Annotated in this window: 24 protein-coding genes and 1 other annotated feature; of the genes, 8 read left to right on the top strand and 16 right to left on the bottom strand. The window is 62.4% G+C overall.

Translation table 11 applies throughout. The features are described 5' to 3' along the window. Positions 1-82: 82 nt before the first annotated feature. The gene (locus ACSFA0_RS23375; protein WP_435452651.1) at positions 83-1261 is read right to left on the bottom strand and encodes an ATP-binding protein; all 1179 of its coding nucleotides are present in this window, start codon (positions 1259-1261) and stop codon (positions 83-85) included. Positions 1262-1625: 364 nt separating this feature from the next. Here ACSFA0_RS23375 and ACSFA0_RS23370 point away from each other — a divergent pair, with 364 nt between their 5' ends. After that, the gene (locus ACSFA0_RS23370; protein WP_435452650.1) at positions 1626-2909 is read left to right on the top strand and encodes a hypothetical protein; all 1284 of its coding nucleotides are present in this window, start codon (positions 1626-1628) and stop codon (positions 2907-2909) included. Here the strand turns inward: ACSFA0_RS23370 and ACSFA0_RS23365 are convergent. The 4 genes from ACSFA0_RS23365 to ACSFA0_RS23350 form a co-directional block, all read right to left on the bottom strand. Beyond that, positions 2890-3387, bottom strand: a complete 498-nt coding sequence (locus tag ACSFA0_RS23365) for a hypothetical protein (protein WP_435452649.1) — start codon at positions 3385-3387, stop codon at positions 2890-2892. The two genes, ACSFA0_RS23370 and ACSFA0_RS23365, sit on opposite strands and share 20 nt — an antisense overlap. A gap of 175 nt (positions 3388-3562) precedes the next feature. Continuing rightward, positions 3563-4375 carry an XF1762 family protein gene (locus ACSFA0_RS23360; protein WP_435452648.1) on the bottom strand — a complete coding sequence of 271 codons (813 nt, stop codon included), beginning with the start codon at positions 4373-4375 and terminating at the stop codon, positions 3563-3565. 125 nt (positions 4376-4500) lie between these two features. Continuing rightward, a complete protein-coding gene (locus ACSFA0_RS23355) occupies positions 4501-4767 on the bottom strand; it encodes a hypothetical protein (protein ID WP_435452647.1) in 267 nt (88 codons plus the stop codon). Positions 4768-5586: 819 nt separating this feature from the next. Next, positions 5587-5931, bottom strand: a complete 345-nt coding sequence (locus ACSFA0_RS23350) for a hypothetical protein (RefSeq protein WP_435452646.1) — start codon at positions 5929-5931, stop codon at positions 5587-5589. A 301-nt stretch (positions 5932-6232) separates the two neighbouring features. Between ACSFA0_RS23350 and ACSFA0_RS23345 the strand changes: the two genes are divergently transcribed. Continuing rightward, complete coding sequence (locus ACSFA0_RS23345) at positions 6233-6757, top strand: helix-turn-helix transcriptional regulator (RefSeq protein WP_435452645.1); 525 nt, start codon at positions 6233-6235, stop codon at positions 6755-6757. A 75-nt stretch (positions 6758-6832) separates the two neighbouring features. Here the strand turns inward: ACSFA0_RS23345 and ACSFA0_RS23340 are convergent, their stop codons facing one another. Next, complete coding sequence (locus tag ACSFA0_RS23340) at positions 6833-7459, bottom strand: hypothetical protein (protein WP_435452644.1); 627 nt, start codon at positions 7457-7459, stop codon at positions 6833-6835. Next, on the bottom strand, positions 7456-8001 hold the full coding sequence (locus tag ACSFA0_RS23335; protein WP_435452643.1) for a hypothetical protein: 546 nt from the start codon (positions 7999-8001) through the stop codon (positions 7456-7458). The genes ACSFA0_RS23340 and ACSFA0_RS23335 overlap by 4 nt, the downstream gene beginning before the upstream one ends. A gap of 558 nt (positions 8002-8559) precedes the next feature. Between ACSFA0_RS23335 and ACSFA0_RS23330 the strand changes: the two genes are divergently transcribed. Then, on the top strand, positions 8560-10140 hold the full coding sequence (locus tag ACSFA0_RS23330) for a methyl-accepting chemotaxis protein (protein ID WP_435452642.1): 1581 nt from the start codon (positions 8560-8562) through the stop codon (positions 10138-10140). Positions 10141-10167: 27 nt separating this feature from the next. Here the strand turns inward: ACSFA0_RS23330 and ACSFA0_RS23325 are convergent, their stop codons facing one another. Beyond that, complete coding sequence (locus ACSFA0_RS23325; RefSeq protein ID WP_435452641.1) at positions 10168-10764, bottom strand: hypothetical protein; 597 nt, start codon at positions 10762-10764, stop codon at positions 10168-10170. Positions 10765-11532: 768 nt separating this feature from the next. On the opposite strand from ACSFA0_RS23325, the gene ACSFA0_RS23320 reads away from it, so the two are divergent. Both ACSFA0_RS23320 and ACSFA0_RS23315 read left to right on the top strand, forming a co-directional pair. After that, positions 11533-12180: a hypothetical protein gene (locus tag ACSFA0_RS23320; RefSeq protein WP_435452640.1), complete on the top strand. Its 648-nt coding sequence runs from the start codon at positions 11533-11535 to the stop codon at positions 12178-12180. A gap of 705 nt (positions 12181-12885) precedes the next feature. Beyond that, the gene (locus ACSFA0_RS23315) at positions 12886-13587 is read left to right on the top strand and encodes a uracil-DNA glycosylase family protein (RefSeq protein ID WP_435452639.1); all 702 of its coding nucleotides are present in this window, start codon (positions 12886-12888) and stop codon (positions 13585-13587) included. A gap of 329 nt (positions 13588-13916) precedes the next feature. On the opposite strand, the gene ACSFA0_RS23310 is transcribed toward ACSFA0_RS23315, so the two are convergent. From ACSFA0_RS23310 to ACSFA0_RS23280, 7 genes are all read right to left on the bottom strand, one after another. Beyond that, positions 13917-14357, bottom strand: coding sequence for a phage protein NinX family protein (locus tag ACSFA0_RS23310; protein ID WP_435452638.1), 441 nt, complete (start codon positions 14355-14357; stop codon positions 13917-13919). Positions 14358-14598: 241 nt separating this feature from the next. Beyond that, positions 14599-15006, bottom strand: a complete 408-nt coding sequence (locus tag ACSFA0_RS23305; protein WP_435452637.1) for a helix-turn-helix domain-containing protein — start codon at positions 15004-15006, stop codon at positions 14599-14601. Positions 15007-15102: 96 nt separating this feature from the next. Continuing rightward, the gene (locus ACSFA0_RS23300; protein ID WP_435452636.1) at positions 15103-17049 is read right to left on the bottom strand and encodes a hypothetical protein; all 1947 of its coding nucleotides are present in this window, start codon (positions 17047-17049) and stop codon (positions 15103-15105) included. Between the two features lie 123 nt (positions 17050-17172). Next, positions 17173-17961, bottom strand: a complete 789-nt coding sequence (locus ACSFA0_RS23295) for a hypothetical protein (protein WP_435452635.1) — start codon at positions 17959-17961, stop codon at positions 17173-17175. A 1-nt stretch (position 17962) separates the two neighbouring features. Then, entirely contained in the window at positions 17963-18235 is a 273-nt protein-coding gene (locus ACSFA0_RS23290) for a hypothetical protein (protein ID WP_435452634.1), read from the bottom strand. Further along, a complete protein-coding gene (locus tag ACSFA0_RS23285; RefSeq protein WP_435452633.1) occupies positions 18232-18390 on the bottom strand; it encodes a hypothetical protein in 159 nt (52 codons plus the stop codon). Before ACSFA0_RS23285 ends, ACSFA0_RS23290 begins: the two co-directional genes overlap by 4 nt. Before the next feature lie 681 nt (positions 18391-19071). Beyond that, positions 19072-19611, bottom strand: coding sequence for a hypothetical protein (locus ACSFA0_RS23280; protein ID WP_435452632.1), 540 nt, complete (start codon positions 19609-19611; stop codon positions 19072-19074). 421 nt (positions 19612-20032) lie between these two features. Between ACSFA0_RS23280 and ACSFA0_RS23275 the strand changes: the two genes are divergently transcribed. Then, the gene (locus tag ACSFA0_RS23275) at positions 20033-20665 is read left to right on the top strand and encodes an NUDIX hydrolase (RefSeq protein WP_435452631.1); all 633 of its coding nucleotides are present in this window, start codon (positions 20033-20035) and stop codon (positions 20663-20665) included. Between the two features lie 248 nt (positions 20666-20913). Here the strand turns inward: ACSFA0_RS23275 and ACSFA0_RS23270 are convergent, their stop codons facing one another. Continuing rightward, on the bottom strand, positions 20914-21411 hold the full coding sequence (locus ACSFA0_RS23270) for a hypothetical protein (RefSeq protein WP_435452630.1): 498 nt from the start codon (positions 21409-21411) through the stop codon (positions 20914-20916). A 337-nt stretch (positions 21412-21748) separates the two neighbouring features. On the opposite strand from ACSFA0_RS23270, the gene ACSFA0_RS23265 reads away from it, so the two are divergent. Beyond that, on the top strand, positions 21749-22810 hold the full coding sequence (locus tag ACSFA0_RS23265) for a hypothetical protein (RefSeq protein WP_435452629.1): 1062 nt from the start codon (positions 21749-21751) through the stop codon (positions 22808-22810). Between the two features lie 920 nt (positions 22811-23730). Next, positions 23731-24962, top strand: a protein-coding gene (locus ACSFA0_RS23260) for an IS3 family transposase (protein ID WP_435452628.1) whose coding sequence is annotated in 2 segments (ribosomal slippage) — positions 23731-24019 and positions 24019-24962 — 1233 coding nt in all. Because the reading frame shifts where the segments join, the coding sequence is not laid out codon by codon here. Next, positions 24009-24125 (top strand) — a sequence feature (AL1L pseudoknot). Its footprint overlaps the gene before it by 117 nt. Positions 24963-25290: the final 328 nt, after the last annotated feature.

The following is a 25290-nucleotide window of genomic DNA, read 5'->3' as shown; positions in this document are numbered from 1 at the left end:
TAAGCGTTCGGCAGAGCGCGGGGCATCCTCCGACCAGCACCAGGCCCGCTCTAGCGTTGCCCCCGTCCGAACGCCGCCTCTTTTAAGGTCGTGGGCCCGTCCGCGGGGGAGCGCAGACATCCAGCAACCCATCGCTTCGAAGCACTTCGGCGGTATAGCTCTCCTCGAGAGCGTAGACGCCGCGCTTCTCTTTCCAGATCAGCGACTTCTCCTGCAGGCTCTGCAGAGCGCCCTGCACGTTCGACACCTCCGGCACGACCTCCTCCTCCGGCGCGATGGACGCGAGCACCCTTCGGTAGGTGGCCATGGTCCCTGCTTCGAACGGGGCGTATTTGTCACCCTCGTACGCGAGGACACGCAGCACGGCCGACTGCAGCGGCGTGAGCGCGTGGATCACTCGAAGCGTTTGCTGTGCGGCTTCGTCGATCTCGTGGATGACGGCTTCCTTAAAAGCGTTGCGCACCTGGGTCGCGTCCAGGTTGAAATCGAAGCGGATCTTGTCCGCGGCCGCACCGAGGATCTCTGGTCGGGACGCCGCCAACTTGAACAGTTCGAACACTTCGACCGGGTCGAGTGGGCCGGCCAGGCCGACGCCTCGGCAGAACCACTCGATGAATTCGGCATCCAGCGCCGGGAAGGCGACCAGGGGGGCACCGAAAAACGCCTGGTCCTTGCTGTTGCGCAGCATCGCCAGCTTGTCACGATTGGAGCCGGTGGCCACGATGCGAAGGCCGTAGTGCTCGCTGCTGTTGAGCTCGTCGCGCGCCGCCTTCAAGGCGAACAGTGCGTCGTAGCCTGCGTCGGTCGTGATGGCGTGCTGCGCTTCATCCAGGAGCAGCACGATCGGCTTTTTCGTTTCGTCGGACAGAGCGGCGAGCGCCGTGCTGAGAGAGATGTCCTTGCCGAGGCCCACCCGATCGAGCGAGAAAGCAACGCCGCCGACGGTTACCTTGTCCAGGCCCGCCTGCTTGGCTATGCGGGTGACGACGCCTTCGTGCTTGGCGAGCTCGGCCCGGACGGCGGCGACGATGACGGTCCCGGGATCCAGCTGCTTGTTCGCCCAGAGGTCAACATAGAGCACAGTCGCACCTGTTTGCTGGAGCGCTGGGCGGAGATCCTCCCGCACGAACGTCGACTTCCCGGTCCGCCGAGGCGCCGCCAAGAACAAGCCCGAGGCGGCCGCAGACCCGATGGCCGCGGGCATGAGCTGCTTGACCAGGCGCTCGGCCAGTGCGGTGCGATGGAATACGACGTCGGCCATGAGTTCTCCTGGAGAGTCCCGATTACACCGGATTATAGTGAGAATGCGAAAACTACACTGGCGCACAATAATTTGGTGTAGCACCCGTGCCGCAACGCCTTTATCGCAACTAAACGTAAAGGTCAGACTCGGCGTCACCCTCCTTTCCCTTGCGTAAGTGGACCTGACGGCTGTGACTTGTGAGGGCAGTTGAGGGCAGTTGAGGGCAGTTGAGGGCAGTTGAGGGCTCCCCGCACTGTCGATAAACACAGCTGATTTGGGCTTGGCGTCGGGTTGCAAGGAAGGATGCGTCTCCCGCGGGGCGAGTTGTCAGGTCGTAAGGGCGAGCGGATAAATGCACACCACTCCTTGAGAAGGACCCGACATGGAATCCCTCGCCAGACGTCTCCCGAGAGCACACTTCACCCGGGTGCTGCACCGGATGTGCAAGCGGCTGGACGAGTGTTCAGTGTGTGAGTTGACCGTCGATCCGATCTACCGGCCGCCATATCAAGCGAGCTTCAAGGTCAGTCGGCTTAGCGTCTACGGTTCATATGCGCGCGGCGCGTCGGACTGCGGCGACCTTGACGTGCTGGTCTCCTTGATCGACGGTCAGGGGGACGCCAGGAATGGCCAGTTGGTCAGGGCCTTATTTGGAGGGCTGCAGCTGGTGCATTGCGAATTTGTGAGTGACGGCGACGAGCCGCCCCACGCTACGGATCTGCTACCGGTTTGGACGGGCCCCGGGTGTGATTGGAAGGGAAGCCTCGAGGCGATCACCCCTGACCCGCAGGCGGGACGCTTCGAGCGGGACACGGACGTCATCCCGCTACGGCTCGATCAGCTCAACATCTCCCCCGATGAGGCCAAAACGCTGGCCGTTGCGTATGCGGACGGCCGTTATGAGTGGGAATTCGTGCCTTTCGGCCCCGCCATGCTGACGGCTCTGCTGCCCGGGCCTGAACTATGGCCTTGCTCAAAGCGCATAAAGCCGCTGATCGCGCCGAGACAACGGCTCATGTGCGCGCTCGAACCTCAAGGGAAACTCGAAAAAGACAGCACCTATGGCGTCTGCCCCGAGTTCGGTCTACACGGCAGCACCCTCTGCTCGCTCGGGCGGCCCTTTCTGCTCACCAACGCTCTGGATGAAAACGTCGCGATACGGCAATTGGCACTGATTCCGTATCTCAGCGCTCAAGGCCCGAACGGGGCCTGGCTGATCAGGCGCGGTCCAAAGCACCCCGACACGATCGCACTGCGCGGATGCAGCGGCTACTACCTGCGGGTCGGATTCGAGGTACAGGTCGTCGCTCACTACTCGCAAGCTAACGGCATCGCACGCACCGTGCGGATCTTCACATCCGAGGCAGAAGCGAAAGCTGCTGAGCAACCCAAGGAAGGGTCGACAGTGGCTCGTTTTGAAGGGTTAGAGCTGCTCTCCTTGTTGTCGTCCTGTGATGTGCTCATCATCGACAACAAGTTCTACGCGGTGCGGCCAGGGGGACGCCGGTTTGCCAAGAGCGTTGAAGTGGCATCCGTTCGATCGCTCGCCGAAGCACTCAGTCCCGAGGTGGCGGCAAGCGCGTCGTCTGGCAGGAGGCGACCGAGGCATGCAAAGGCCGGAGCAGCGCCGGGCGCTTCTAGGCGCCTCAGTCCTCCTGCACCTTGATGTGCCGGATCTTGTCGTCTCCGGTCGCCTGCAGCATGGCCCGCAGTTGACGGTCACTCTCTGATTGCACCTGTGGATCGTCCGTCACCAGGTGAGCGAACTTGCGTTGGCGTTCCGCAGCGGCGGCAGGACCCTTGCCGCCGTCCGGAGCAATGTTCGGAGCGAAGCGCATCGCCTCGCGCTGGAGCAGCACCAACGTGTCCGCGGTAACGCGCCCTTTGGTCTGTTCGGCGAGGGCAGCCGTTTCGTACCTACGAATGCGCTCGCAGTGCTCTGGCTTTGAGGGGTTGGCCGCTACCGCCTGATCGACCAGGTAGAGCACTGCGATGTCGTCGGCACTGAACAGCTGCGCGTACCGATCAACGAACCAGGCGACCTCGTCCGGTCGAGCGTTGAGGTCGTAGCGGGTGCGCAGAATGCCAAGGACAGCGTTGCCTTTCATCCCCTTTTTCAGGCCTGACACCAGTGCCTTGAACATCAGCGAGCTCCTTCAGTCACACAAGACGTGTCTCAAGAATGTAGACGCTTGAGGTGTGCGCACGTTCCTGGCGGGCTGTCTTTCGCCCGAAATCTGTCGCCGCGGCAGCGCCTACCGCTCTGATCGCCGCATGCCCGTCTTTGGCGGTGGCCAGCCGTGCGTCGCGGTCCAAACCTCAGGTCTCAGCAATCAATGCCGTCGCGTGGCTTCCGCTCGGTAGCATCCCCTGGACGGTCACTGGCGGACAACCTGCGCGAATGTGCGCCATCGACGCCGGCGTCCAGCGCAGCTTGTCGACCGCGTCGCCACTGCTCGAGCGGGGCCGCCCTGGTGAGTTCCAGTGACGCCCCTTTGTGGTGTGCTCGACGACCCAGCCGGCGGCCTTGAGCGTGGCGCCCACTTCGTCTTGCCGCGTGTAGGTGATGACTTTCTCGAACTTGCGCCGCTTGGCCTCGCGCGCTGCCCAGCCGTAGAGCTGGCTGCAGGCGTTCCAGGTCAGGTCCGGGGCGATGTCGGTGCGAATGCACAGGCGGTTCACCTCCACGACCCGGGTCGCATCCAGCATCCTCGCGACCGGCCGGCCCACCATGATCACGCCGATCAACTCGCTGCCATTCCTGATGCCGGCACCGAAACGCCAGCCGACCGGCGCCCTGCAATGACGGTGATGGCTGGCAACAAACGCCTTGGCGGTTGCGAGACTGACGTCCACGACCTCGAGGTTGAAATCCAGCACCAGCTGGCCCTCATCGTCGACGACTCGCCGCGATCGGTGGCCCACCAGCGCGTCGAGCCCCTTGCTGCGCAACCACGCAGCGGCCTGCTTTGGATCCTCGGCGAGAAACTCTGAGAGCGCACCGTGCATCTGCTCGCAACACGTTTCCATGGAGAACTCACGAGGCGACCACACCTCATGAATCTCGGTGAGCTCCGGCTCGCCGCAGTAGGGGCAATTGGGCGTTGTCGGCGCCAGGACGGCAGATGGCATCTTGTCGGCGTTCTTGATCGAATCGCCTATTCTTCGCCGATTAACTCCCGCGTCAAAATGCGACCCGAATCGGGCGTTTTCATCGGCGCTAGCGGGGCGCGGCCGTGACGCTCAACGCGCTTCGCCTAAAGTTTCGCGCCGGGGCGGAAAGTCGGGATGTCCTGAGCAATCTGGGAGCAGTACAGCTTCGCGCGGGTGTAGCGAAGCAGCTGCGTCTGAGCTGCCTGGTCGCGGGGGCTGAGGGTCCGCATGCTTTCAAGCAACACGGACTGCGCCGCCTGCACATCCGACGGGTGGCCAAGGGCCTCACCCAAAAAGCGCTCTCCATACCAGAACCCTATGGCTGGCTTGGCCGGTCCGAAAAGATGGCCTGGGGTCTGTGTATTTTCCATAGCCGTGCTCGCCTTCGTGATCGATTAAATGTCAACCCGGCCGATTTTGGCAGCGTCTCGCAAACGCGTCCAACGGCGCTGCGGGACAGCGGCGTTTCTCAGCGCCGGCGGGGCCGAGCGACAGAACCCGCGGATCCCGACGCGACGCGAAGTCGACGACCTACAACGCACTGCGCTTGGCCGCCCATAGTTGCGGAATGCGAAAGCCCAAACAGACCTTACTGGAAATTTCTCTCCCGACTGCGCCCGGCGCGCTGCGTCGGGGCAGCCGATCGCGCATGAGAGTGCAATCGCTACGAAAGCCCCTCCTCATTGACTTCGAGAGTTGGATGCGGATTACGCAGGGTGCTGCCGATGCCATAGAGGCGAGCGACAAGCAGCAGCGGTTGATCTTCGACTAAGCCCGATGATCATGGATGCGCGCCGGCAGCCTGCGACGAGGCGGTTAAGACACGGCCTGCTCGCAGCGCCCACAGCGACGGCGCAGCGGGGTCGACGAGCCTACTTGGCGGCAGCAGCCTTATCGCGGGCAAGGCCCTCTTCAGCTCGTTTGAGCTCGTTTACAGCCAGCTCTTCAGTTTGTGTGCTTGCGCTTGCTCCTCTGCCACCACCTGAAAACGCGAGGGGTACTACCTTCACCAGGTCCACGGCCGTGGCATAAGCGTCTCCGGGCTGGAGCCGTCAACCTTGGCCTGGCAGCCAGCCAACAGTGCCATCGCGCAAACACAGAGCCAGAATCGGAAACGCATTTGAGATCCTCAGAATAGTTGTTATGGCAGCAAATTGGGGGCGATCACACTTTTGCCGGTGCCGCCCTTCTCATTCAACAGAGCGACGGTTCTCACTTCTCTTCCCCGCCATACGGGCCAGCTCAATTGCAAGTTCATTCGTTGCATTGTCGACGGATTTCAGGGGGTTACTACGGCAGTACTTCTCTATCCACAACCGTATGGACGGCCCATCCGTATTTTTCAGCAGATCAACTCCGGTTCCGGCCGACAACCCAGATAGGTAGCCGACAATCCACGCAAACTCAAGCGAGACAACGTTGTCCTCTACGCTTTTGACATACGCCCCGCAACTGCTTACGCCGAGAAGCGTCACCGCCGCGTTAGCGTTCAAAGACAGGGCGGCAATAAAAACAGCAGGCAAGAATTTCTTCATCACGACGATCCATGTAAGTACTCGCGACGGACAGAAGGCCTGCAGTCACACCGCCAAAGTCTACATGGGCGGCTGCTCTGAAAGCCGCTCAACAAGTGGTGCGGCTGGCGCGCTGCGGCATACCTTTCGGGCGTTCGCAGGAATTCGGTCACGGTGTCGCGAGAAGCCTGCTCAGCCCTGCACGCAGCCTGCACCATGTCCGTCGTTCTGGTCATCGCGCCGCGGGGCATGGCCGAGCGCGCGCTTACGCCGCCACAGCAGCACACAGACAGGTCGAAAATCTCCTAGAGTCCGCCTGATAATGGGCAAAAGCACGCATATGCCAACCGTCCAGGAACTCAGCACCCTCGTCCGCAACCGGAGGAAGGAAATCGGGATTACGCAGGAAGCTTTGGCCAAGCTCAGCGGGATCTCGCGAAAAACTGTCAACGGTGTCGAAACGGCGACCATCAAGAACTTGAGCATCGGCATAGCGTCCGCAGTACTCGAGGCGCTTGGGATGCGTTTGGATGTGGCTACCGGTGAGGCGCCAGGAGCGCAGGCGCCCCCGGCGAGGTCTCCACTCGAGGTCGCAGCGATGACTGCAGGTGTGAGCTTCCTGCCAGCCGTTGAACATGAAGAGCTGCGCAGGGCATTGATGCACGGCAATGCGCCATCCGCGATCCAGCCGCACCTGCACGCTTTGCTAGATGACGCGCCGATGTCTCTGCTCGGGCGGATCGTGGATCAGCTGCACCGTGAGGAAGCCATCGAGCGCCGCGCGGTGTGGGCCAATATGCGTGGCCTGGCGCGGCAGCTCAAAAGTTATCGTCCTGTCTGGAACTGAACGGCCCGACGCTTGGAGCTCATCGCGGCGGATCTGCCAACCAGCACCAGGACGAGGTGCTGGCCGGCCAAGGCACTAGCAGGGCCCACACTGCGAAGGCAGGTCTGGCACGAGTAGTGGGACGGCTGAGAGGCGAGGAAAGCTCGACGCGATCTGCAGCCGCCGAATGCCCGCTGCAGTGACCTGATACTGGTCGTCGGCCCCGCGCTTCAAGAGCCCGGCCGACCGCAAGTGCTCCAACTCGACAACACTCGTGGTGTGGCGGACGACAAGCACCTCACAAAGCCCATCGTGACGTTTCCGGATGTGGGCGCCACCGCTGATAAGCCGCAACACCTCATCCGCATCCTTCTCGGCCTGCGTCCTCGAGTCGACTGCGGCCGCGGCGCCCGGGCCTCTCGATGCGTCGAATCGCATGTGCCCCAAGACGGTCGGGGCCTCGCCGACGCCCTCGACAAAACGCAAGGCAGCCACTGTGCGCAAGCGACGATCGCCAACGTTCGTCACCTGGTACCGGCCGTTAAATCCGAGCTCCAGGAGGCCGGCCTGCTGCAGCCCCGCCAACGTCGCCACGCTCGTCGATCGCTTGACCACCAGGATGTGGCAGAGGCTGTCATGGATCTTCCGGATGTGCGCACTCTTGTGGATCAACCAGAGCACATCGTCACCGTCGCGTTCCAGCATCGTCCGTGTGTCGTTCATGCTGCACCTCCGGTGGTGGGTTGTGGAAACTCTGGCGCCAGCCAGTGGCCAGGACTCGTTGGGTCCATGCCCTGCGCCAGACCGGCGAGATAGTCACGGACTTCGAACTCCTCAACCTCCAGCAACTCGGTGGCGAACGTGACGCATGCCTGTCCGCTCGGGGCCAGGGTCGACTTCCAGTAGGAAAAGTCATTGTCCTCGTCACGTGGCTGCCACTCCTTAGCCACGATGCTATGCAGCAAACGCGTTCGAGTGACGCCCGAAGGCGTTGGCCAGGGCGGCGCCGGCGAACGAGGATCCGCATCGAACGGGTCGAGGGTCGCCGAACTGTAGGCACGGACGAAGCTCATCGGTGTGGAGAAGGTGGCAGCGACCAGGCTCGCGACGCTGACCTGCACGGTTTTCGTCCGGGCGTGTTCACGCAGCAGCTGGTCGGTAGCCGGCCGGGGGTCCTTCCAACGACCGCAAAGGAGCGTGTGGATGGCCGGATGGAAGTGCAAAAGCGCCGGAGCATGGACTCCGCCGAGCGATAGAACAATCATAAGAAAACCTCCAAAAATATTGCGAACGAAATTGAACCTTGGTGGCTGTGGGTGCAGCCACGAGACGTGGTGCGTGGCCCGTTTCGGGCCATGGCTGGTGAGGCCAAGTCGTTGACGCTCTGGCAGGTTGCCGTGAGCGGGCCCATCAGGTGCGAGTACCGGCACTGATGGCATGTCTGTCGACGCACTAGCCCCGAGGTATCGGCTTCGTGCGGAGGGCTCAGGTCTGGAGGTGCAAGAGGGGCTTGCGAGCGAGCCGGCATTTCGTCATCAAAGAGGCCGGTTCGGAGGTGCCCGACCCGGCTGGGCACACTCGACGAAAAGCGTAACACGACGACTGCGTTGAGACAACGCCTGCCCTCGCAAAACGATTGGTGCGCCGCAACTTTCTTGTGGTGCTCGGCACGTCCGACGATGACACATTTGGCCGCGCAGCGTGATGCAGTTCCGATTTCCGAGGTTGCCGCTCTTCAGACCTTCGCGACTTGCTCCGATACGAACTCTTTGGGGCGCTCCTGCGCGCTCCGCCATCAGTGTCAAACGCCTCACAGGAAAATCATGTCGTTCAAAGATTGGAAAATTGGGACCCGCCTGGGCACCGGCTCTGCACTGACGCTGGCGCTCGTTTGCGCGGTAGCCGCGCTGGGCTACAACGGCTTGAGCGGCGCCTCGGTAGCCTTGCAGGAAACGAATGACGCGTCGGAGCGCTTGGTGCTCGCCGAACGCTGGGTCGCTGCGATCTCAGCGAACGCGGTGCGCACGATCGCAATGATGCGCGCGGACAACGCGGACGATGAGAAGTACTACTCCGACGAGATCGCCACTCACTCCGCAGGCGTGACCAAACTGCAGTCCGAACTGAAGTCGCGCGTGGCGACCGAAGAGGACAAGAAGATACTGGACGGGGTGGCCGCCGTGCGCGAGTTACACAACGCCGCACGCGGCGAGGTCTTGAAGGCTAAGAAGGACGCCGCCGGGCAGATGCCGCCGGACGAACTCCGCAAGCTGATGGAAAGCAAGTACGTACCCGCTCGAACGGCGTACATCGCGACCGTGCAGGCATTCGCCGATCGCCAATCTGAACTGATGGACTCCACCTTCCAGAAGGCGGAATCGGATGCAGCGCGTGAAAAGTCCTTGCTGGCTGCACTCACGACGATCGCACTGCTGCTTGGCGCCGGGTCCTCGTGGGTCCTTGCTCGCGGCATCACACGCCCCATTCAGCGCGCTGTGGACGTGGCCCAGACTGTTGCCGCTGGCGACCTGACCAGCCGTATCGAGGTGCAGAGCCGCGACGAGACGGGCCTCCTGATGGAAGCGCTGCGCGCGATGAATGACAGCCTCGCGAAGGTCGTCGGAGAAGTGCGTAACGGTACGGACACCATCGCCACCGCGTCGGGCCAGATCGCCGCCGGCAACCAGGATCTTTCCTCCCGCACCGAGGAGCAGGCCAGCTCGCTGCAGCAGACGGCTGCTTCGATGGAGGAGCTCACCTCCACCGTCAAGCAAAACGCTGACAACGCGCACCAGGCGAATCAACTCGCAGCGTCAGCATCGGAAGTGGCGATCCGCGGTGGTTCGGTGGTGAGCCAGGTGGTCGACACCATGGGGTCGATCAACACGTCGTCCAAGAAAATCGTCGACATCATCGCCGTCATCGACGGCATTGCGTTCCAGACGAACATCCTCGCGCTCAATGCTGCCGTCGAAGCCGCACGCGCGGGTGAACAGGGTCGCGGATTTGCAGTTGTTGCGTCCGAAGTGCGCAGTCTCGCGCAGCGCTCGGCCGCTGCAGCCAAGGAGATCAAGGTCCTGATCGACGACTCGGTCAACAAGGTCGCCGCGGGCAGTCTCCAGGTGGAGGAAGCCGGCAAGACGATGCAGGAGATCGTCGCCAGCGTTCGCCGTGTGACCGACATCATGGGAGAGATCTCGTCTGCCAGCCAGGAACAGACCCAAGGGATCGACCAGATCAACCAGGCCATCACGCAGATGGACCAGGTGACGCAGCAGAACGCCGCGCTCGTTGAAGAAGCGGCTGCAGCGGCAGGGTCGATGCAGGAACAGGCCGGCACTTTGGTCGACGTCGTGGGTGCCTTCAAGCTGAATTCAAGCTCCCACGCCCTTCAAGCGCACTGAACCCGGGTGAGGCGTGCGGCGACGCGCCTAGGGCGTTGCAGTTTGTCCGGCAGGGAACGCGGTACCGGCCGTGTTCGCCACAGTTGCGTCCGGGGTCGCAGCAGCCTTGCACGCAGCGCCGCGGCCGGCGGGGTCTGGCGCCATAGCAATCAGCACGGCGGCCGCGAGGCCGGCCGCCACCCATACGACCCAGAAAGCCCAGGTTTCCCACTTCTCTTTACCCGCGAGAGGCCTGAAATAGCACTCGTACCCGCCAACCGGTCCCAGGAAGTGCCGCTCGATCCGCATGATGTGCTCTGGCGCAAGCTTGTCGAGGTGCCTCATGCCGGCGCCGAAGCGAACGCCGCATATCACGACGAATACCAACGGCAGCCACCAGGCTATGCCGCCGCTGATCTGCGCTTCGCATGGGTGCGTCAGCAGCCATGCTGCGAGCGCCGCCGCGCCGCCGAGTCCGAACTTTTCGATGGACCAGAGTTCCTTGAGGCGCTCAGTGCTTTCCTTGCTGATGCACTCGTATTCCAAAAGCATGAACTCGTCTTGTCTCGGGTCCGATGTCGCCCTTGCCGCCGGCGTGTGCGCCTCGAGCGAGCCGCCTTGCCCAGAATTCGCAATACCGTTCATCGCCGCTCCTTCGGAATGGTCGAGCAATTGCAGGTGGGATCCGCTCAACATCGTGCCACACCAGATCGACGACAGGCGTTACCGCACGCGCTGAAAGCCGACTGCTTCCGCCGCAACCCTGCACCCCGGCGCATGCATCCTAGAAGCCGGACCCCCCCGTAGTCGTCCGTAAGCTGCAGTCATTCGAGTGGCACCCGGTTAAGGGCTGCGCCGGGGGGATGAGCGGTCTTGATGGGGTGTTGGGGCGATGCCGGATGAGTCCGGCATTCGGTCCGTGCCGTAGCCGCCCGGGGTAACAACCAACTTCCCGTCGAGGAAGGACGCCGTCCGGAGGCCCGCTGCTAGGTTTTCCTGGGCCGCCCTTTGGATCGCTTTGCCCATCACGCGAATCACTCCTCGCGACCTGCAATGCTGATGAAGGACTTGGCCATTGAACGTTCCTAGAGTGCTTCCCGCGGGATCCTACCGCGACGATGGTTCGGATTGGAGGCGCGCGAGCACTGAACGGAGCATGCAGGATGGGCACGCTACGCCGCCGGCCGGCGCGCGGCGGAACCTAGAGCAGGGCTCCGCCGCCTCTTCAACGCAAGGGCAAGCCGGCAGACTGGTACCAACCGTGGGCGGCTTTAAGATCGACGAGTCCGCGAATCCCCTGTAGAAGTTGATCAGCTGGGCGCCCTGCAGGGATGCCGGACGATTGCACTCCCCCGTTGTCAGCGTTTACAGCCGCGCGGCGTGACTTCACGCTGCTCATCAGAAGCGTGAACTATGCCAAAGCTCTTCCTCGAACAAAAGGCGCGTTTCTTGGCGACTGACCAGCCCTCGATTGACTGCCGGCTCCGCCACCCCCTGTACTCGAGCCAACGGGGCATCTCTGATGTCTGGGTCACGCTCGCGATGGTCGTCGTGTTTGGCGTGTTCCTGTTTTTCTTCAGGGCTCCTTACCACTACGCCCAACCGCCCATTCAAGCCAACGTCATTGCCGACCTCAGTGACCGAATCGTCTTCGTCGAGGAACGCGCCGATGGAGGTGGCACTTTGGAAATCGTGATTGATCACCCGCCGACCTACATGGCGAACATCCTTGCCGACCTTGCCCAGAGTGCTGTGGTCATCACACGGGGTTTGCAGCAGCACTTTTCCGACCTCAAGGCGCAGAAGGTGAGGTTTGTTGTTCAGCGTCATGCCCGAGGCATCGAAGAGGTAATCCTTCAAGACAGGGTCGTTGCAATTGAGTTCGACCGTGCCTTGCTAATGCGCCAGCAGCTCAGTGACGACTACCCGTTTCAGGAACTCCTGAACCAGTCATCGAATCTCATCCTCGGCACCCCAGAGGATGAAGTCGTCGTTCGCGCGTTCTGCGCAAACAAATTCGCTGTTTCGGCAGCAGCGTTTTGCACCAGGCACGCACGCTAGCCGAGCGTGCTCACCACTCCAATCCAAGTATCAGAAGCATCGGTGTCATCGCCCATGCGAAGCCACCCGCCGCTGGCGACCCGGGGCGTCACCTTGGGCGCAGGTGAAGCATCAAATCGGGAGCCTCGCTGAGGTATCGGGCGTAGCTTCTCAGAGCTTCATCCGCATGCTGCTTCGCGTTGGCGTGTGCAAGGGTCAGCTCATCCAAGCTTGCAGGCGCCCCTCCACGGCGGTGTTGCTTTGCCAATGCCCTTTGCGCTCCGTCCCTTACCGCGCTCGTCGCGCGGACCTTGAGACGCAATGCCTCTCCATCGACAGCCGTAACCTGCGACACGAGATGGAGCGTCGGCTCGCAATGGCTGTTCAGCCGCGCTCGTAGGTCGGAGACCATTTCGGGAGAGGGAGAGAGGTACATGGTTCACGGTTATCGGCCGGTGACTCAAAAGTTTTAGCTCGCCCCCAAGGCGGCACCAGCTGGGCGCCGGGCCGCGGCGGGTGCCGCAGCGACTTCAGAGCAAAGCGTTGGCCAGCAGCAGCAGTGTGGAGTAGACCAAGATGCCGCCGCACAGGTGATGCAGCGCGGCTACTCCCCAGGCCGGCAGAGGCCGAACGGTTTCGGCGCGATCGACTGCGCGCGGACTGCGCCGGCTGCCAAAATCCGTGGGTGGCCCACTGCTCCTGCTCCCACAGCCGTGGGGAGATGGGGTGTTTGCCGAGGATCGGATACAGCTGATGCCCGTGCGTTCTCTTCATTCATATGACCCGCGAATCGTTGCCGCCCATGGCGACGAGCTCGCTTCCGTGATGCTAATGAATGAAGCTCCTGGCCCCGATGAAGCAGATGGCGGCATTCCCCTGCTCGGCCAGCAAGGTGCGAACCTTTATCACGCATTCAGGAAGGCGGAAGTTGCCTGGGTAGCCGCGCACGGAACTTTCGTATGGGCTAAAACGTTGGCGGCGACGGCCGATCGCCTTGCGAAGAAGGCAGCATTTCTAAGCAGTCGAGCGAAACACATCACCTGCACGAACGCGTACGCACAGTGGCCGAAGACCGAAGCCGAGGGGCGAGGATTCATTGCGCCTGCCGCGGTAGACGTCCTGTCGACCGCGAACCTGGCGCGAATGCAGGGTGAGGTACGCGCATCCCACCGGATCCTTCTGCTGTGTGGCGCAAGCGCGTACCTTGCCTGCTGCGGCGAGACATTGATGAGCCCGCAGTCCCGTGAGGGCACCGAGCTGACCGAAACCGAGCTTGCTCGCGTCAACGACCGTTTGGGCTCGGCCTTTGAAGCTGGCTGGTATTTGGGCCATACACGAAGGTGGAACATGCGCCAGGCTGTGATCGGCAATGCTCTGCAACGCGTGGCGGTGCAGGCAGGTTGGACTGCCCCGGCGGGGGCGGCCTAAGCAGGCCAGATCAGAATCGAGCCGGCCAAGCAGATGGGCTAGCCGGGCGAGGATCTCATGCGACCAGGCTGCATGCCGAACCCGTACGCCTTCGACATGTCCAACGCACGTTCGCGTTGCTGGTTCCTCGTGCGCGCAGCGTGCCGGTCGCCCGCCGGTAGACCACCAGCACCAGCGAACAGGAGCAATTTGACACCGGTCACGGTGTATGTAGCTCCACGCAGCTCAGCGCCCCTTGCCGGTCCGCTCGATCGCGCCGACAGGGCTGGCCGATCTCGTATTCTCAGGAGCCTCTCTCATTGAGGGTGACGTGGTCAGGTGAGACCTGCTCATGCAGCCACAGATTCCGGCTCCGGCTGAATCACCGTATCGCCGTAGGCCATCTTCACCCGCACGCGCATCCCGGCGACCAGCATGTCCACGTCCCAGGCGGATACGACGCCGCTCGCGTGCCCGACGCCGTATATACGGCGAATCGCCTCGTCGGGCATGTCGCCGAGCGCCTGCCACCGTGGCGGTGTCTGGCCCCTCGAGGGTCGCATCAGGCCGATCCAGTTGCGCCGCACGATCTCACCGCCGAGCAGCATATCGCTCGAGGGTGCGTACGGCGCGCCGTCGAGCATGCACAGACGGCCGTTCGAGCCGACGAGGATTGCCAGTGTATTCAGCAGCTCGTCATCGCGCCGCTCAGCCTTCGCCACCCAGTAGTCGAGGTCCGGTCCGCTCAAGTCATCGACCGGCATTTCGCCGGCCTTCATCGGTTTGGCCATTACGCTTCCTTTGCAATCAACAAGCCCAGCGCCTGCGCCCTGGCCAGGGCGGCCTTACGGGTTTCGCATCCAGAAATCCTGCTGCTCTGCAACATAGATCGCGAAGGGCGGACTATCGTCGCTTTCGGTTTGACGTGCGATGCCTACCATCACTCCGTCTCGAAGGTAACGCTCCAGCTGCACCCGGGTGGCAGCATGCGGAACTGATGCGATGTGGGCCGTTGTGTTGGTGAGAGGGTGATCATGGCGTCTCGCTTGAAGATTTCAAAGCCAGTGCGGCATTCACGCGCTGGGCGTGGAATCCCGCATGCGTGGGGCGCTTCGCGGAGGCATGGCAGTACTCGCCGACGCCGCAGCCGCAGAGCGGGCAGTCGATCCCGGCTATATCGATCAGCCCGAGGCCCAGATCTCGCCACGATGGCGTCGGAGTCACGACCAGCACCTGCGCACGCTGTTGGAACGCCCACCAGGTGCAAGGGTGCATTCGTCGCGTGCCGCCCTCCCACTGCTTCCAGGCGATCTCCTCGTACCAGATCAGCGCGGCCGCCTCACGCTGCGTGAGGCCTGCGGCCGCTCGGGCGGCCTTGATCTCTTCCGGTGCTGGATTGCCTTCTTGTACCGGTCTGGCTCGGGTCGGATGGTTGGTCATTTTTTAGGTCCGTGCCTGGGCGGCGGAGTTTTGATTGTTCATGTCCCGGCGTCGAGGTGGATGCGCGCGTCTATTGCTACACGGAGCGGGCCGAGATCACTTCGCGCCCAGTTTGGCTCTGGCATGGTGCCATTCTTCAGCGGCGATCAGCAGCGGCGCCCACTTCAAGTATTCGGCGCGCGTTCGCGGGTCGGCGAAGAACTGACGGAAGTCCCCGGGCGTGTAGGCGTCGACGTGGAACAGCTCGGTGGCGGGCACAGTGATCGAACACGCGACCGACTGTTCCCAGTACCGGTCACCGCTGCGCTTTTCGCGCTCCCATTCGAACGTCGCCTTGCCCGTGCGCGTCCATTTCTTCACCCGCGCGAGGTAGCCAGGCCCGGGATTGCCGTAGGGGCGGTAGCGCTCGGGGCGGTGGTCACTTCGCTCATGAGGCGAGCGATCCCGGCGCGCGCTCTCCTTCGTGCCCTCATTACGTTCCCAGACGTCGTCCTGGCCGACGGTCGTTGAACCCTCGCGGAGCGATGCGTTGCAGCGCGCGCGGTAGGCCTCGAAGTCGGGCGGCTCACCGTAGTGCAGCACGCTGGTGCCGTCGTAGACCAACTTCACCGCGGCGTCGAACCCTTCTGCTGTCCAAGTTCTCGCGGGCGGGTGCGGGTGCAGGGTCATCGAACGGTCGAACAGCCCCTGGATGATGAGGGCGACGCGGTTGTATTCCTTGATCTGTTTCTCGATCTCGTTGGTGGCATCGTCGAAATAGACGGACGTCGCGTTGAACGGGTGCCAATCGTCTAAGCGGTAGCTACCGAAATCGTGGTCGCTGCGCCAGTAGGGGTTGCGGTCAGCGTCCGGCCGCGCCTTCTCCCACTCTTCGGATTTGCGCACCCGCTCGGCTTCCGCGTCGCGACGCTGTTCGTACTCCGCCACGGTGATGAACTGTTGAACCCGCCCGCAGAAGAGCTTCATCATCTTGGGCTCGCTCGGATTGAATGTGGTCGGGTCAGGAAAAATCAGTGCGCCGAAGTCCACGGCCGTCGTGATTCGCCAGAGCTGCTCGCCGTTGCGGATGTAGAGGAACGTCGCCTTGTCGAGCTCGCGCTCTTCCATGTGCACGAGCAGCGTGCGGATCCTGCCGTCCCATTGCCGTTCCTTTTCGCTGCGCCGCACGCGCATCGCGACCAGCGTGCGCGGGAATGGCAGGATCCGGTCCCGGTTCTCCGGCTCGGCGAGCCAGGTGTCGAATGCGCCGATGTCCTTGAACTCCATCCCGCCGACGCGGTAGTTCGCCAGGCATTCCTCGTCCATGTAAGCCATGCGCTGCATGACGTGGAGCTTGTCGGACATGTCGGCCGGCGGACCGTCCTTGATCCGGGCCGCATCCTCGGTCAGGCCGGCGTACAGGCTCACGCTGAAGATGCGATCGTCGATGTCCGCCACGATCTCGGCCTGATCCTTCAGCTGCGCGAGCGTCGACATCACCGGAGCCTTCATCCATTTGGCGAGGTTGCCGTGCGCGACCCCAACTTCCTTGAAGAGCGCGGGCAGTGTTTCTTCCTTGGCGACCGTGAGCGCCTGGCTGTAGGCGTTAGGGTCAGCTTGCGACGACAGCACCATCAGCGCGCCGCCGGCGGCCTCGCCTTGCGCGGCTGGCGCGCCAAGCTTGTCCTGGGGTGTCATGCCGAGCGACCGGGTGACACGCTCGATGTCGGCGAGCAGCCGGACCGATTCGGCCTGCCAGTGCCCGATGCGTGCGCGGATGACCTCGTCGGCCTTCGGCTCGTGGCGCAAGCGGTCGACGAACTCGTCGAAATGGATCCGTTCCGAGCTGTAGCCGCGGTCCGTGTGGGGCGAGTGGACCTCGACGAAGTTCGAGCCGACCTTCATGGCGCAGCCGAGCCAATCGGGCTTCGGCTTGCCGGCGTAGTCGGTGTTCTTGAGCACCCAGTACCAGCGCCCAAGCACGGGGCCATCGCCCTCCCCCTGAATTCGGCTGATCCGGTCGTCGTCCGAACCTGGGTCGATGATGGTGATCACGTCGTTCATGGGTAGGTCCTTGCCAGGTCACCGAAGGGTTTTTCGACCGCGGCGGCCGCGATTAGGTGCGCTCCGGTGATAACGCGCGTGGACTCGTTGGGCGCCTTCCAGCGGAGCGGCGTGTGCAGGCGGTCAGTCGGCTGATTCACTGGCGGACCCCTTCCCGTTGTAGCCAAGCACGCCCTGCCCGCCCGCAATCGCAAGTGCAATGCGATCAGGGTCACCCAGGAACGCGTCGAGCTTGCGCGACAGCGCGCACATGCCGAGCATCATGTTCACGAAGAATTCGGCAGCCTCGTCGCTATAGGGCATGGCAGGCGTCGCCTCGGTCGGGACGAAATCGCCTAGCCCGGCAAAGCCGTTGAGGCGGCCCAGGGGGCCGGTGTCGTGGTGCGCTTCCTCCGGCCGGAGGAACTCGACCTTGACATATGACGGCCGTGTGTACGTCACTCGGTCGAAGGCGCGTGCCACGAAGGCAATGCGGTAGCGACTGTCCTGCTTGTTTGAACCGTCAAGCGTGCCCCGCCACTTGCCGGTCGGATAGTGGCCGAAGGAGCCGTTCGGGTGGAGCGATCCATCTGCGTTCTCGAAGATCGCGATCGCACTGTCGTGTGCGTAGCAGATCACCCGGTCGCGGCTGACGTCAACAGCGAGGAATTCCTCGACGACGGCCCGCAGAAATGCTTCACATGCGACGAGCGTGCTGGCTTCCGCGCGCCAATTCACACGCGCCTTGGTGACGCGCACTGCGCCGGGTTCGTTGCGACGATCCAGGGCCAGCTTCTGTGCTAGCGGCACGAGGTCTTCAGGAATGTGGACGCCGAAGACGCCGTCATTGCCGACGCTGCACTCGCCCTTGAAGGCGTAGGACTCGCCTGCCTTGTTCTTGCGCGTGAATGCGACTGGGTTGATCTTCGCCATGTCAGACGCGCGCCTCATCGAGCTTTGACAGGGCCTCATCGAGGGCCTCGATGACATCGTCAAACGCGGTGTCTGCGGAATCCAGGGCTTCGACGGCTGCATCTGCCTTCTGGCCCTTATCGCCTTCCGCGATGGAGTCGGGCATGTTGTCCCGGTACTCCTGCTCTTCCGACTGGACCGTGGAAATGTCGCCTCGGATGGACTCGGCCTCGTTGCGAAGCGCATCGATCCGCGCGCGGATGGCATCGATTTCCTTGCGACGCGTGTCGTTCATGCTGCGTCCACCGCATCGAGCTGCGCCGCGGCGTCCGCCGGCGTCGCGCCTGCCGTGTACAGCCGGTCGACCAGGTCGGCCTGCGCGCCCAGGATGCCGGAGGCGTCGCTGTGAAAGCGATCGAATGATCGCTCTAGAGCCGCATAAAGTCTCATCAATTGGACCAGTGAGAAACCTGTGTACCCCCGCTTGTACCCCCTTGGGATAATCGCTTGTTCTTCTAACGGGTTCGAGTCTGTGCAGAAGCGGCAGTTTCTGGACGTTCGACCTGCCGTCCCGCCGAAATCCACTTGGAACCACGCCTCTCTCGCTAACTAGAGCCTTGTCGTGTTCGACCAAGAGCGGCGTCGCAACGCTTCCACATCAGTCCTAGGCTCAGGGCCTATCTGAGTGCCGCTTAGCAGCGATTTCGGCTGTCCATCGTTCGTCAACTCGCACAAGCCAAAAACCGGCGACTGCCCGGACCGGGATCGAGAACAGCATCGAGAACAGCAAAGACTCGTACCCGGCCATAAGCCCTTCGGCCATGCGCAGCGCAAAACCCAAAAGCGCCGGGAACGCGATACATGCCGACAACAGCTTCAATGCGTTCCGAATGCCATAGCGCCACCACCACAGCGGCAGCCCGTAGCAATACAACGCTGCGAACAGCCCTCCCCAAAGCAGCCTTAGCCACGGGCGCTTCACACCTTTCAACTTCGCCCTAAAACGAACTGAAGAAGGGCAAAAAGGAAGAAGCTTGCCGTCGCAATGACAAGTTGAAGCCCAAGCATTACTGAATCAGATTTTCCGTTGACGCTTGGCGCGTGGGGCCGCGCGCAGCGTAGCCATCGCCGTCACTTCTTCTTGCGCAGACTAGCGATTGATCCCACGAGGGCGCCGACTACGGCACCGGCCATGGGCCCCACCAGCGGGATCGGAACGGCGAGTACAGCGCCTATCGCAGCCCCCGTGGCAGCGTCCTTAGCAAGGTCGGAAGATGCCACCTCTGCCGTCACTGCCTTGACCGCTGCAGCAGTTTTTTCAGTCGCGATTTTGACGTCGGCCTGGTCGAGTTGCCCATCGCCATTTTGATCGAGTAAAGTCCGTCCGACCGTCGACGCCGTACGGGCAGCACTGGCACCGACCGCTCCTGCAACACCACCCGCCGCGCGCACAGCCCTGCCTGCCGCATGCGCCGCATCGCCGACCCCCACCATCGTAGACTTCAGCCCGCTCTGCACGTTAGACGCTACAGCGCGCGCAGCATCACTTGAGCTGTTTGAAGCAGCCACAGCTAGGGACCTGCCAGCTTCGCCGGCCGCTACAACTTTGGTCCCAACGCCCCTGGCAACGTCGCCAGCGGTGTCCGCCAGACGCTTGAAGTGCATTTTCATGATTAATTCCCCGAGCGAGAGGATAGCGGCTCACGTTGTGCCGGAAGGAAAATTTGCGCGTCTGATGCGGTGCCAAAACATCAAGACGGGGCGCCCCACCCGGCGCCCCGGTTTCCAGACGCGCAGGCCACGGTAAGCTTTCGTGCAGATGCAGCGAACGCGACCGCCTATATCGGCACGATGGGCACGATGGGCACGATCGGCACGATCGGCAGAAGACTAACTACGGGCAGGATCGCCCTGCTTGCATGTACCTCGCGAGATCCGTGCTCTGCGCCCGCGAGGATCCGCACGGCGTTTGCGCCTCGCGATCGAATGCACCTTTATATCGCCTGCTCCAAGCCGCCCCAGCCGCCACCGACCGAAGTTCAATCAGCACCACTGCCTTATGATTCATCATGCATAGCTGTACGCGATCCATATGACAGCGGGCCCATCATCAACTTACCACCCGCGCACTGACAACTCGGGACGCCGAGTTCTTATTAGGAGCCCCCATCTGGCTTCACCGGCCGCGGCGTGGACGGATGCACAAGCCGAAGCGCGCGCGATCCCGGGCTTGGCCGTCGGAGGAATTCTCCACGGGTTGCCTTTCTCGTCTTGGATGATCTCTCCGACTGACGACGCCGGCTGGGAGGCCCTCGCATCGCTGGTGCCCTTTGCGGAACCATCGTTCGACTGCCCGGTGGGACTAAGGCCAGCCGCCGGAGCAGTTGTCATTGAAAGTGATGGCCGCATCTGGTGCGTTGCACCCACCAACGGCTTCGGAGGACATGAATTTACTTTTCCGAAAGGAAGAACGGATGGTCGCAGCCTCGCCGCGACGGCGATCATCGAAGTCTTCGAGGAAACTGGGCTTAAGGTTCGACTGCGTTCGTATCTCTGTGATGTCCCACGGAGCATGACCTACACGCGCTTCTACATCGCAGAGCGCTTGGCTGGATGCCCCGGAGACGCCGGATGGGAGACACAGGCCGTCGTGCTCACGACGCCACACCATCTCTACGGACTGCTCACACACCCCGGGGACCAGCGTGTGCTTAAGCACCTTTGAGCATTGAGGCGCGATTCCTGCATCGCGGGAAAGGTTCGAGGTCGACATCGTCTGCGGGAGTTCGCACACGGCGGTCCGATCACTTCAGAGTTACTCAACGTTGTTTTCGCGCGAACGCTTCCTGCGGCAAGGAGCGCGGCGCCAACCCGGCCTCAGTTAACTCATGCTTTAACGCGAACAAGCAGACGAACCAAATGCGAGTGCACAGAACGGAGAAGCTAATCAGTTCGCCCTTTAACGGCCGCAGCTTACGCATCAGAGTTGTCTAAGGCCTGCCGATTGCGCACGTAAACGTCGTCAAGGCTAGTGAGCACCCATCGAACCCGCTCAAGCGATTCAAGCTCGGCGCAGAGGGCCATCAACCAGCGGGCCCGGCAGTCAGCAAGTCGCCGCTTCTCACCCGGTCCGGCTATATGCATCGATGCCGCGGCGGCACCGTTTGTCACAACGGTGCTGATGCCTTTGTCGCGGGCCCATGCGAGTGCATGCAGCAGACTTTCCATGAGAAGTGCGGGCGACGCATGGCCCTGAGCGTGAACGAACATGATCCAGTGGCCGCCAACCTGCTGCGGTTCCTCATACATCTCGAAGGGATCGTTGACGCTGGCAAAGGGCCCCAAATCCTGAGCGAACTTTATCCAACTGGCGCCCATGGAATTGAAGCCTTTGTGTCCGAACACAACCACTAGTCGAGTAGAAGGCCCGCTGACATGGTCAAAAACGTTTCCTTGCAGTAGCTCGGGCATTCGGATTCCACCTAAAGTTTGATTTGTCCCTGCGCGCGAGCGCTCTAGTCTCGCATGCAACTGGCGACTGCCGCGTGTGAGAGCATCTGCCTGCTTCGCGTAGACGGGTGGGCGTGACAAAAGTCGAGCCGAGTCAAGTATGCAATATGAGCACGGAGACACGCAATCGAAGCTTCTGCGACTGTAATGAAAACGCATGCACAGGCTCAGACATAGAAAGCAAGCAAAACAGGTGCCGAGCTCAAATTTGGAGTAGAACGGACCGTCGATGCGAACATGCCTCCCCCTGATTAACCTATGCTTGCATACATCTACGCATAAATAAGGCCGCACGACCGTGCAGAACTTTTCTCCTGCTTGGATCTTTTGGGGCGTCATCGCAGGCACGTTCTGTTTTCTTGCCGTCTACCTCATTTGCGACAAGCGCCGGGTGGACCGTATCAATATTACTCAGCCAGACGGACGCCAGAATGGTTCATTCCCCATTCGCCCATCGCCACCCTCGATCTCCCTGGGCAAGCTGCGGCAGGTGCAGGCCCGGGAGCAGGAAGCCTGGGCACCCTCCCGGAAAAGCCTCGAAGGTGAACGCCTGGTGCAGACGCGCTTCGACTACTCGACGACTTCCTTGGAGGACCTCATCTCCCAGATGAGCAGCGCGGAGCGCGGCAATCTTGGAAAGGTACTCAACGTCGACACAGTGGGGGGCGCCGGTAGCATCGCCACGGCCCTCCGCAAGGCGGGCACCCACAGCGCTCGAAACGTGCTCGGAGGCGCGCCGTTACCCTACAGGCAGGTTGCCCAAGATGCCGCCGAGAAGATCGGCGTCGTAGGTCTTACTGTCGCCACGCCGGTTGCCGAGGTGGAACGACTTGCGATTGAAGCGGTACTCACTGCCAGGTTGAACAGCGCATCGCCGGAAGAGCGCGCCAAACTCATCGCGGTCCTGGGCGGCCCTGTCAGAGGTGCAGGCATCGTAACGGCGGCGGGAGGTATCGTGGTGGCCAACCTCAGCGGGTTTGCCCTGTACACCGGAGCGTCGACCGCACTCGCCGCCGCGGCGGGCGCATTTGGCGTCACGCTGCCCTTTGCCGTATACACCAGTATGAGCAGCACCATGGCCGCCCTGATCGGCCCCGTCGGGTGGGCCGGACTCGCGGTCTTCGGTATCGCGAAGCTTGGCGCGACGAACTTCAAGAAGACGATTCCCTCGATGCTGGCGGTGGCTGCCGCTCGAGCCCGGCTTATTGAAGCGCAGCGAGAAGCCTTAAGTAGGATCGATGCGGAATTGGGGATGAGCGACGCGCAGGCGCAGCGACTGGAGCGGATGGCTCGATTCCTCCGCGGGTACGCTGGCAAGACCGACGACAGCCAGATCCCGATCGCCAACGTGCCGCTGTGAGCTCCTGGCCCCCGAGGGTTGGCGCTTGGCGCCCTGCCCGACCCTATAGCCACGCGTCACGAAGGTTGGCGGGTGCGGCCTCAAAGATGTTAGGTGGCGCTACCTTAAGCGGCTTCATCGCCTCTGAAGTAATTCCGGCGTGACGTCGATCGGGACCGGCCATTTCGATCGAAAGATCGGCTTCGTGCTCGTCGTGCCCTAAAAAAGGCGGTGGCTTTGCAGCGGTTGCGGCCTGTCGCCTGCGGCCAGCGTACTCACGGTTAGCGCTATCAAGCCGACCTTCAGTTTAATGGCCTGCGCTGGTCCGAGTGGCAGCTATAGGACGGCCGACTCAGCCGACACCGGACGTGGGTCATACCCGCCGGCAGTTGGCAAGTGCCTGCTGTTCCCCTCGCCGAACTTATCCTGCCGACCCGTTACGACCGCCGCCCCCAGCTCGACCATCGGGAAGCGGTGAACCGGCGCGGCAAGCCGGTTGCTGGTGCTGAACGGTGCCCCTGCTCTACTCGAAATAGGTGCCGCTCCTGGAATGCGGGGCCCCACGTTCCTGGCCAGGGAAGAATGGCAATTCGCTCGAGCAACGCTAGCTCACGGAGAGCTCAGAATGAGATGGTATTCGAAGCGCTCATTGCGCGCTTGATGCTCCACAAGCTGCCGTCTCGTCTCGCGGTCAATCGTGAGCATGACACAGCTCTTCCAACTCGCGACGGCATTGGCATCCTCGGGCTCCAGTGCGTCCGCCAACTGACCCAACAAGGGTGATCGCCGCCCGATGCTCTATGTGACTTATCGTCCGAGTTCCGCCGCGCCCTACGCGCGGGTGCATCGGACTGATGCGATTCAACTTCACCGGTACGACTCGTACGTTTTTGAATCGCCCCGGTTTTTGAGGAGGCTCAACACTCTGAGAGGATTGAGCCATGAAGAAGTCGAACAAGTTCTCACCCGAGGTCCGTGAATGGGCCGTGAGGATGGTGCAAGAGCACCGAGGGGAGTACCCGTCGTTGTGGGCAGCCATCGAATCGATCGCACCGAAGATCGGCTGCGTGCCGCAGACGCTGCATGAATGGGTCAAGCGTGTCGAAGTCGATAGCGGCGTGCGCGAGGGCGTCACAACCAGCGAGGCCCAGCGGATGAAGGAACTGGAGCGCGAGAACAAGGAACTGCGTCGGGCCAACGAGATCCTGAAGCTGGCCAGCGCGTTCTTCGCCCAGGCGGAGCTCGTCCGCCGACTCAAGTCCTGAGGGACTTCATCGACAAGCATCGCGATACCTTCGGGGTCGAGCCGCTCTGCAAGGTCTTGCAGGTCGCCCCGTCAGCGTATCGACGCCATGCAGCGCTGCTGCGGGAGCCCCACAAACGCTGTGCCCGAGCCCATCGGGACGAGGTGCTGGCGCAGCAGATTCAACGTGTCTGGCAGGCCAACATGCAGGTCTACGGTGCCGACAAGGTGTGGCGGCAACTGGCACGCGAAGGTGTGGCCGTCGCCCGCTGCACGGTCGAGCGATTGATGCGTAAGCTGGGGCTGCGCGGCGTGATGCGTGGCAAGGTCGTGCGAACCACGGTCGGTGATGCCAAGGCCGCGTGCCCGATGGACCGGGTCAACCGGCAGTTCAGGGCGCAGCAACCGAACCAACTGTGGATCAGCGACTTCACGTACGTCTCGACCTGGCAGGGCTGGTTGTACGTGGCCTTCGTCATCGACGTGCTCGCCCGTCGCATCGTGGGCTGGCGCGTGAGCAGTTCAATGCGAACGGATTTCGTGCTCGATGCGCTGGAGCAAGCCCTGTATGCCCGGCAACCCGAGCGCGACGGGGGCCTGATATGCCACAGCGACAGAGGGTCGCAATACGTCAGCATCCGGTACTCCGAACGGCTGGCCGAAGCCGGCATCGAGCCTTCGGTGGGCAGCAAGGGCGACAGCTATGACAACGCCTTGGCCGAGACCATCAACGGGCTCTACAAGGCCGAACTCATCCATCGCCGAGCACCTTGGAAAACAAAGGAAGCCGTGGAGTTCGCGACGCTCGAATGGGTATCCTGGTTCAACCACCATCGCCTGCTCGAACCCATCGGGTACATCCCGCCGGCAGAAGCCGAGGCAAACTACTACCGGCAACTCGCCGCTCAGGCCACCGCGGTGGCGGTCTGACTTAAACCAACCGGCCTCCTTGAAAGCCGGGGCGATTCACAAGTGAAAGCTTAGGCCGGGCTGGTGTCACTCCATCAGGTTTGGTCTCTGCCACGCCAGGCCTTGCCAGCTCGACGGCATCCCCTAAGCAGATTCCACGCGTGTCGTTAAGAACGCCTCGCCGAACGCGTATGCGGAAAGTAGCCGGCGTCCGATGCAGACTAGCCGATGACTAGCAGGGTGCTGAAATACCTCTCCCAGTCGGCGCGCGACAGCCCTCAAGCGTTGGAAGTTGACACCACCGACAGTTGCAACCCAAGACCCCAGACGATGCGCGGAGCCGATACCT

Source organism: Variovorax restrictus (assembly GCF_051216715.1).
In the GTDB taxonomy this organism is placed as follows: Bacteria; Pseudomonadota; Gammaproteobacteria; order Burkholderiales; family Burkholderiaceae_C; genus Variovorax.
Note: the sequence above shows the minus strand (reverse complement) of the source record. Positions and strands in the feature narration are given on the sequence as shown.

Coding starts and splice junctions, on each gene's coding strand:
- ACSFA0_RS23350 (WP_435452646.1), bottom strand. CDS start 5,931: ATGAAGAAATTCTTGCCTGCTGTTTTTATTGCCGCCCTGTCTTTGAAC.
- ACSFA0_RS23275 (WP_435452631.1), top strand. CDS start 20,033: ATGACAGCGGGCCCATCATCAACTTACCACCCGCGCACTGACAACTCG.
- ACSFA0_RS23340 (WP_435452644.1), bottom strand. CDS start 7,459: ATGAACGACACACGGACGATGCTGGAACGCGACGGTGACGATGTGCTC.
- ACSFA0_RS23300 (WP_435452636.1), bottom strand. CDS start 17,049: ATGAACGACGTGATCACCATCATCGACCCAGGTTCGGACGACGACCGG.
- ACSFA0_RS23280 (WP_435452632.1), bottom strand. CDS start 19,611: ATGAAAATGCACTTCAAGCGTCTGGCGGACACCGCTGGCGACGTTGCC.
- ACSFA0_RS23370 (WP_435452650.1), top strand. CDS start 1,626: ATGGAATCCCTCGCCAGACGTCTCCCGAGAGCACACTTCACCCGGGTG.
- ACSFA0_RS23330 (WP_435452642.1), top strand. CDS start 8,560: ATGTCGTTCAAAGATTGGAAAATTGGGACCCGCCTGGGCACCGGCTCT.
- ACSFA0_RS23355 (WP_435452647.1), bottom strand. CDS start 4,767: ATGGAAAATACACAGACCCCAGGCCATCTTTTCGGACCGGCCAAGCCA.
- ACSFA0_RS23375 (WP_435452651.1), bottom strand. CDS start 1,261: ATGGCCGACGTCGTATTCCATCGCACCGCACTGGCCGAGCGCCTGGTC.
- ACSFA0_RS23295 (WP_435452635.1), bottom strand. CDS start 17,961: ATGGCGAAGATCAACCCAGTCGCATTCACGCGCAAGAACAAGGCAGGC.
- ACSFA0_RS23320 (WP_435452640.1), top strand. CDS start 11,533: ATGCCAAAGCTCTTCCTCGAACAAAAGGCGCGTTTCTTGGCGACTGAC.
- ACSFA0_RS23290 (WP_435452634.1), bottom strand. CDS start 18,235: ATGAACGACACGCGTCGCAAGGAAATCGATGCCATCCGCGCGCGGATC.
- ACSFA0_RS23285 (WP_435452633.1), bottom strand. CDS start 18,390: ATGAGACTTTATGCGGCTCTAGAGCGATCATTCGATCGCTTTCACAGC.
- ACSFA0_RS23270 (WP_435452630.1), bottom strand. CDS start 21,411: ATGCCCGAGCTACTGCAAGGAAACGTTTTTGACCATGTCAGCGGGCCT.
- ACSFA0_RS23360 (WP_435452648.1), bottom strand. CDS start 4,375: ATGCCATCTGCCGTCCTGGCGCCGACAACGCCCAATTGCCCCTACTGC.
- ACSFA0_RS23325 (WP_435452641.1), bottom strand. CDS start 10,764: ATGAACGGTATTGCGAATTCTGGGCAAGGCGGCTCGCTCGAGGCGCAC.
- ACSFA0_RS23305 (WP_435452637.1), bottom strand. CDS start 15,006: ATGACCAACCATCCGACCCGAGCCAGACCGGTACAAGAAGGCAATCCA.
- ACSFA0_RS23365 (WP_435452649.1), bottom strand. CDS start 3,387: ATGTTCAAGGCACTGGTGTCAGGCCTGAAAAAGGGGATGAAAGGCAAC.
- ACSFA0_RS23310 (WP_435452638.1), bottom strand. CDS start 14,357: ATGGCCAAACCGATGAAGGCCGGCGAAATGCCGGTCGATGACTTGAGC.
- ACSFA0_RS23345 (WP_435452645.1), top strand. CDS start 6,233: ATGGGCAAAAGCACGCATATGCCAACCGTCCAGGAACTCAGCACCCTC.
- ACSFA0_RS23335 (WP_435452643.1), bottom strand. CDS start 8,001: ATGATTGTTCTATCGCTCGGCGGAGTCCATGCTCCGGCGCTTTTGCAC.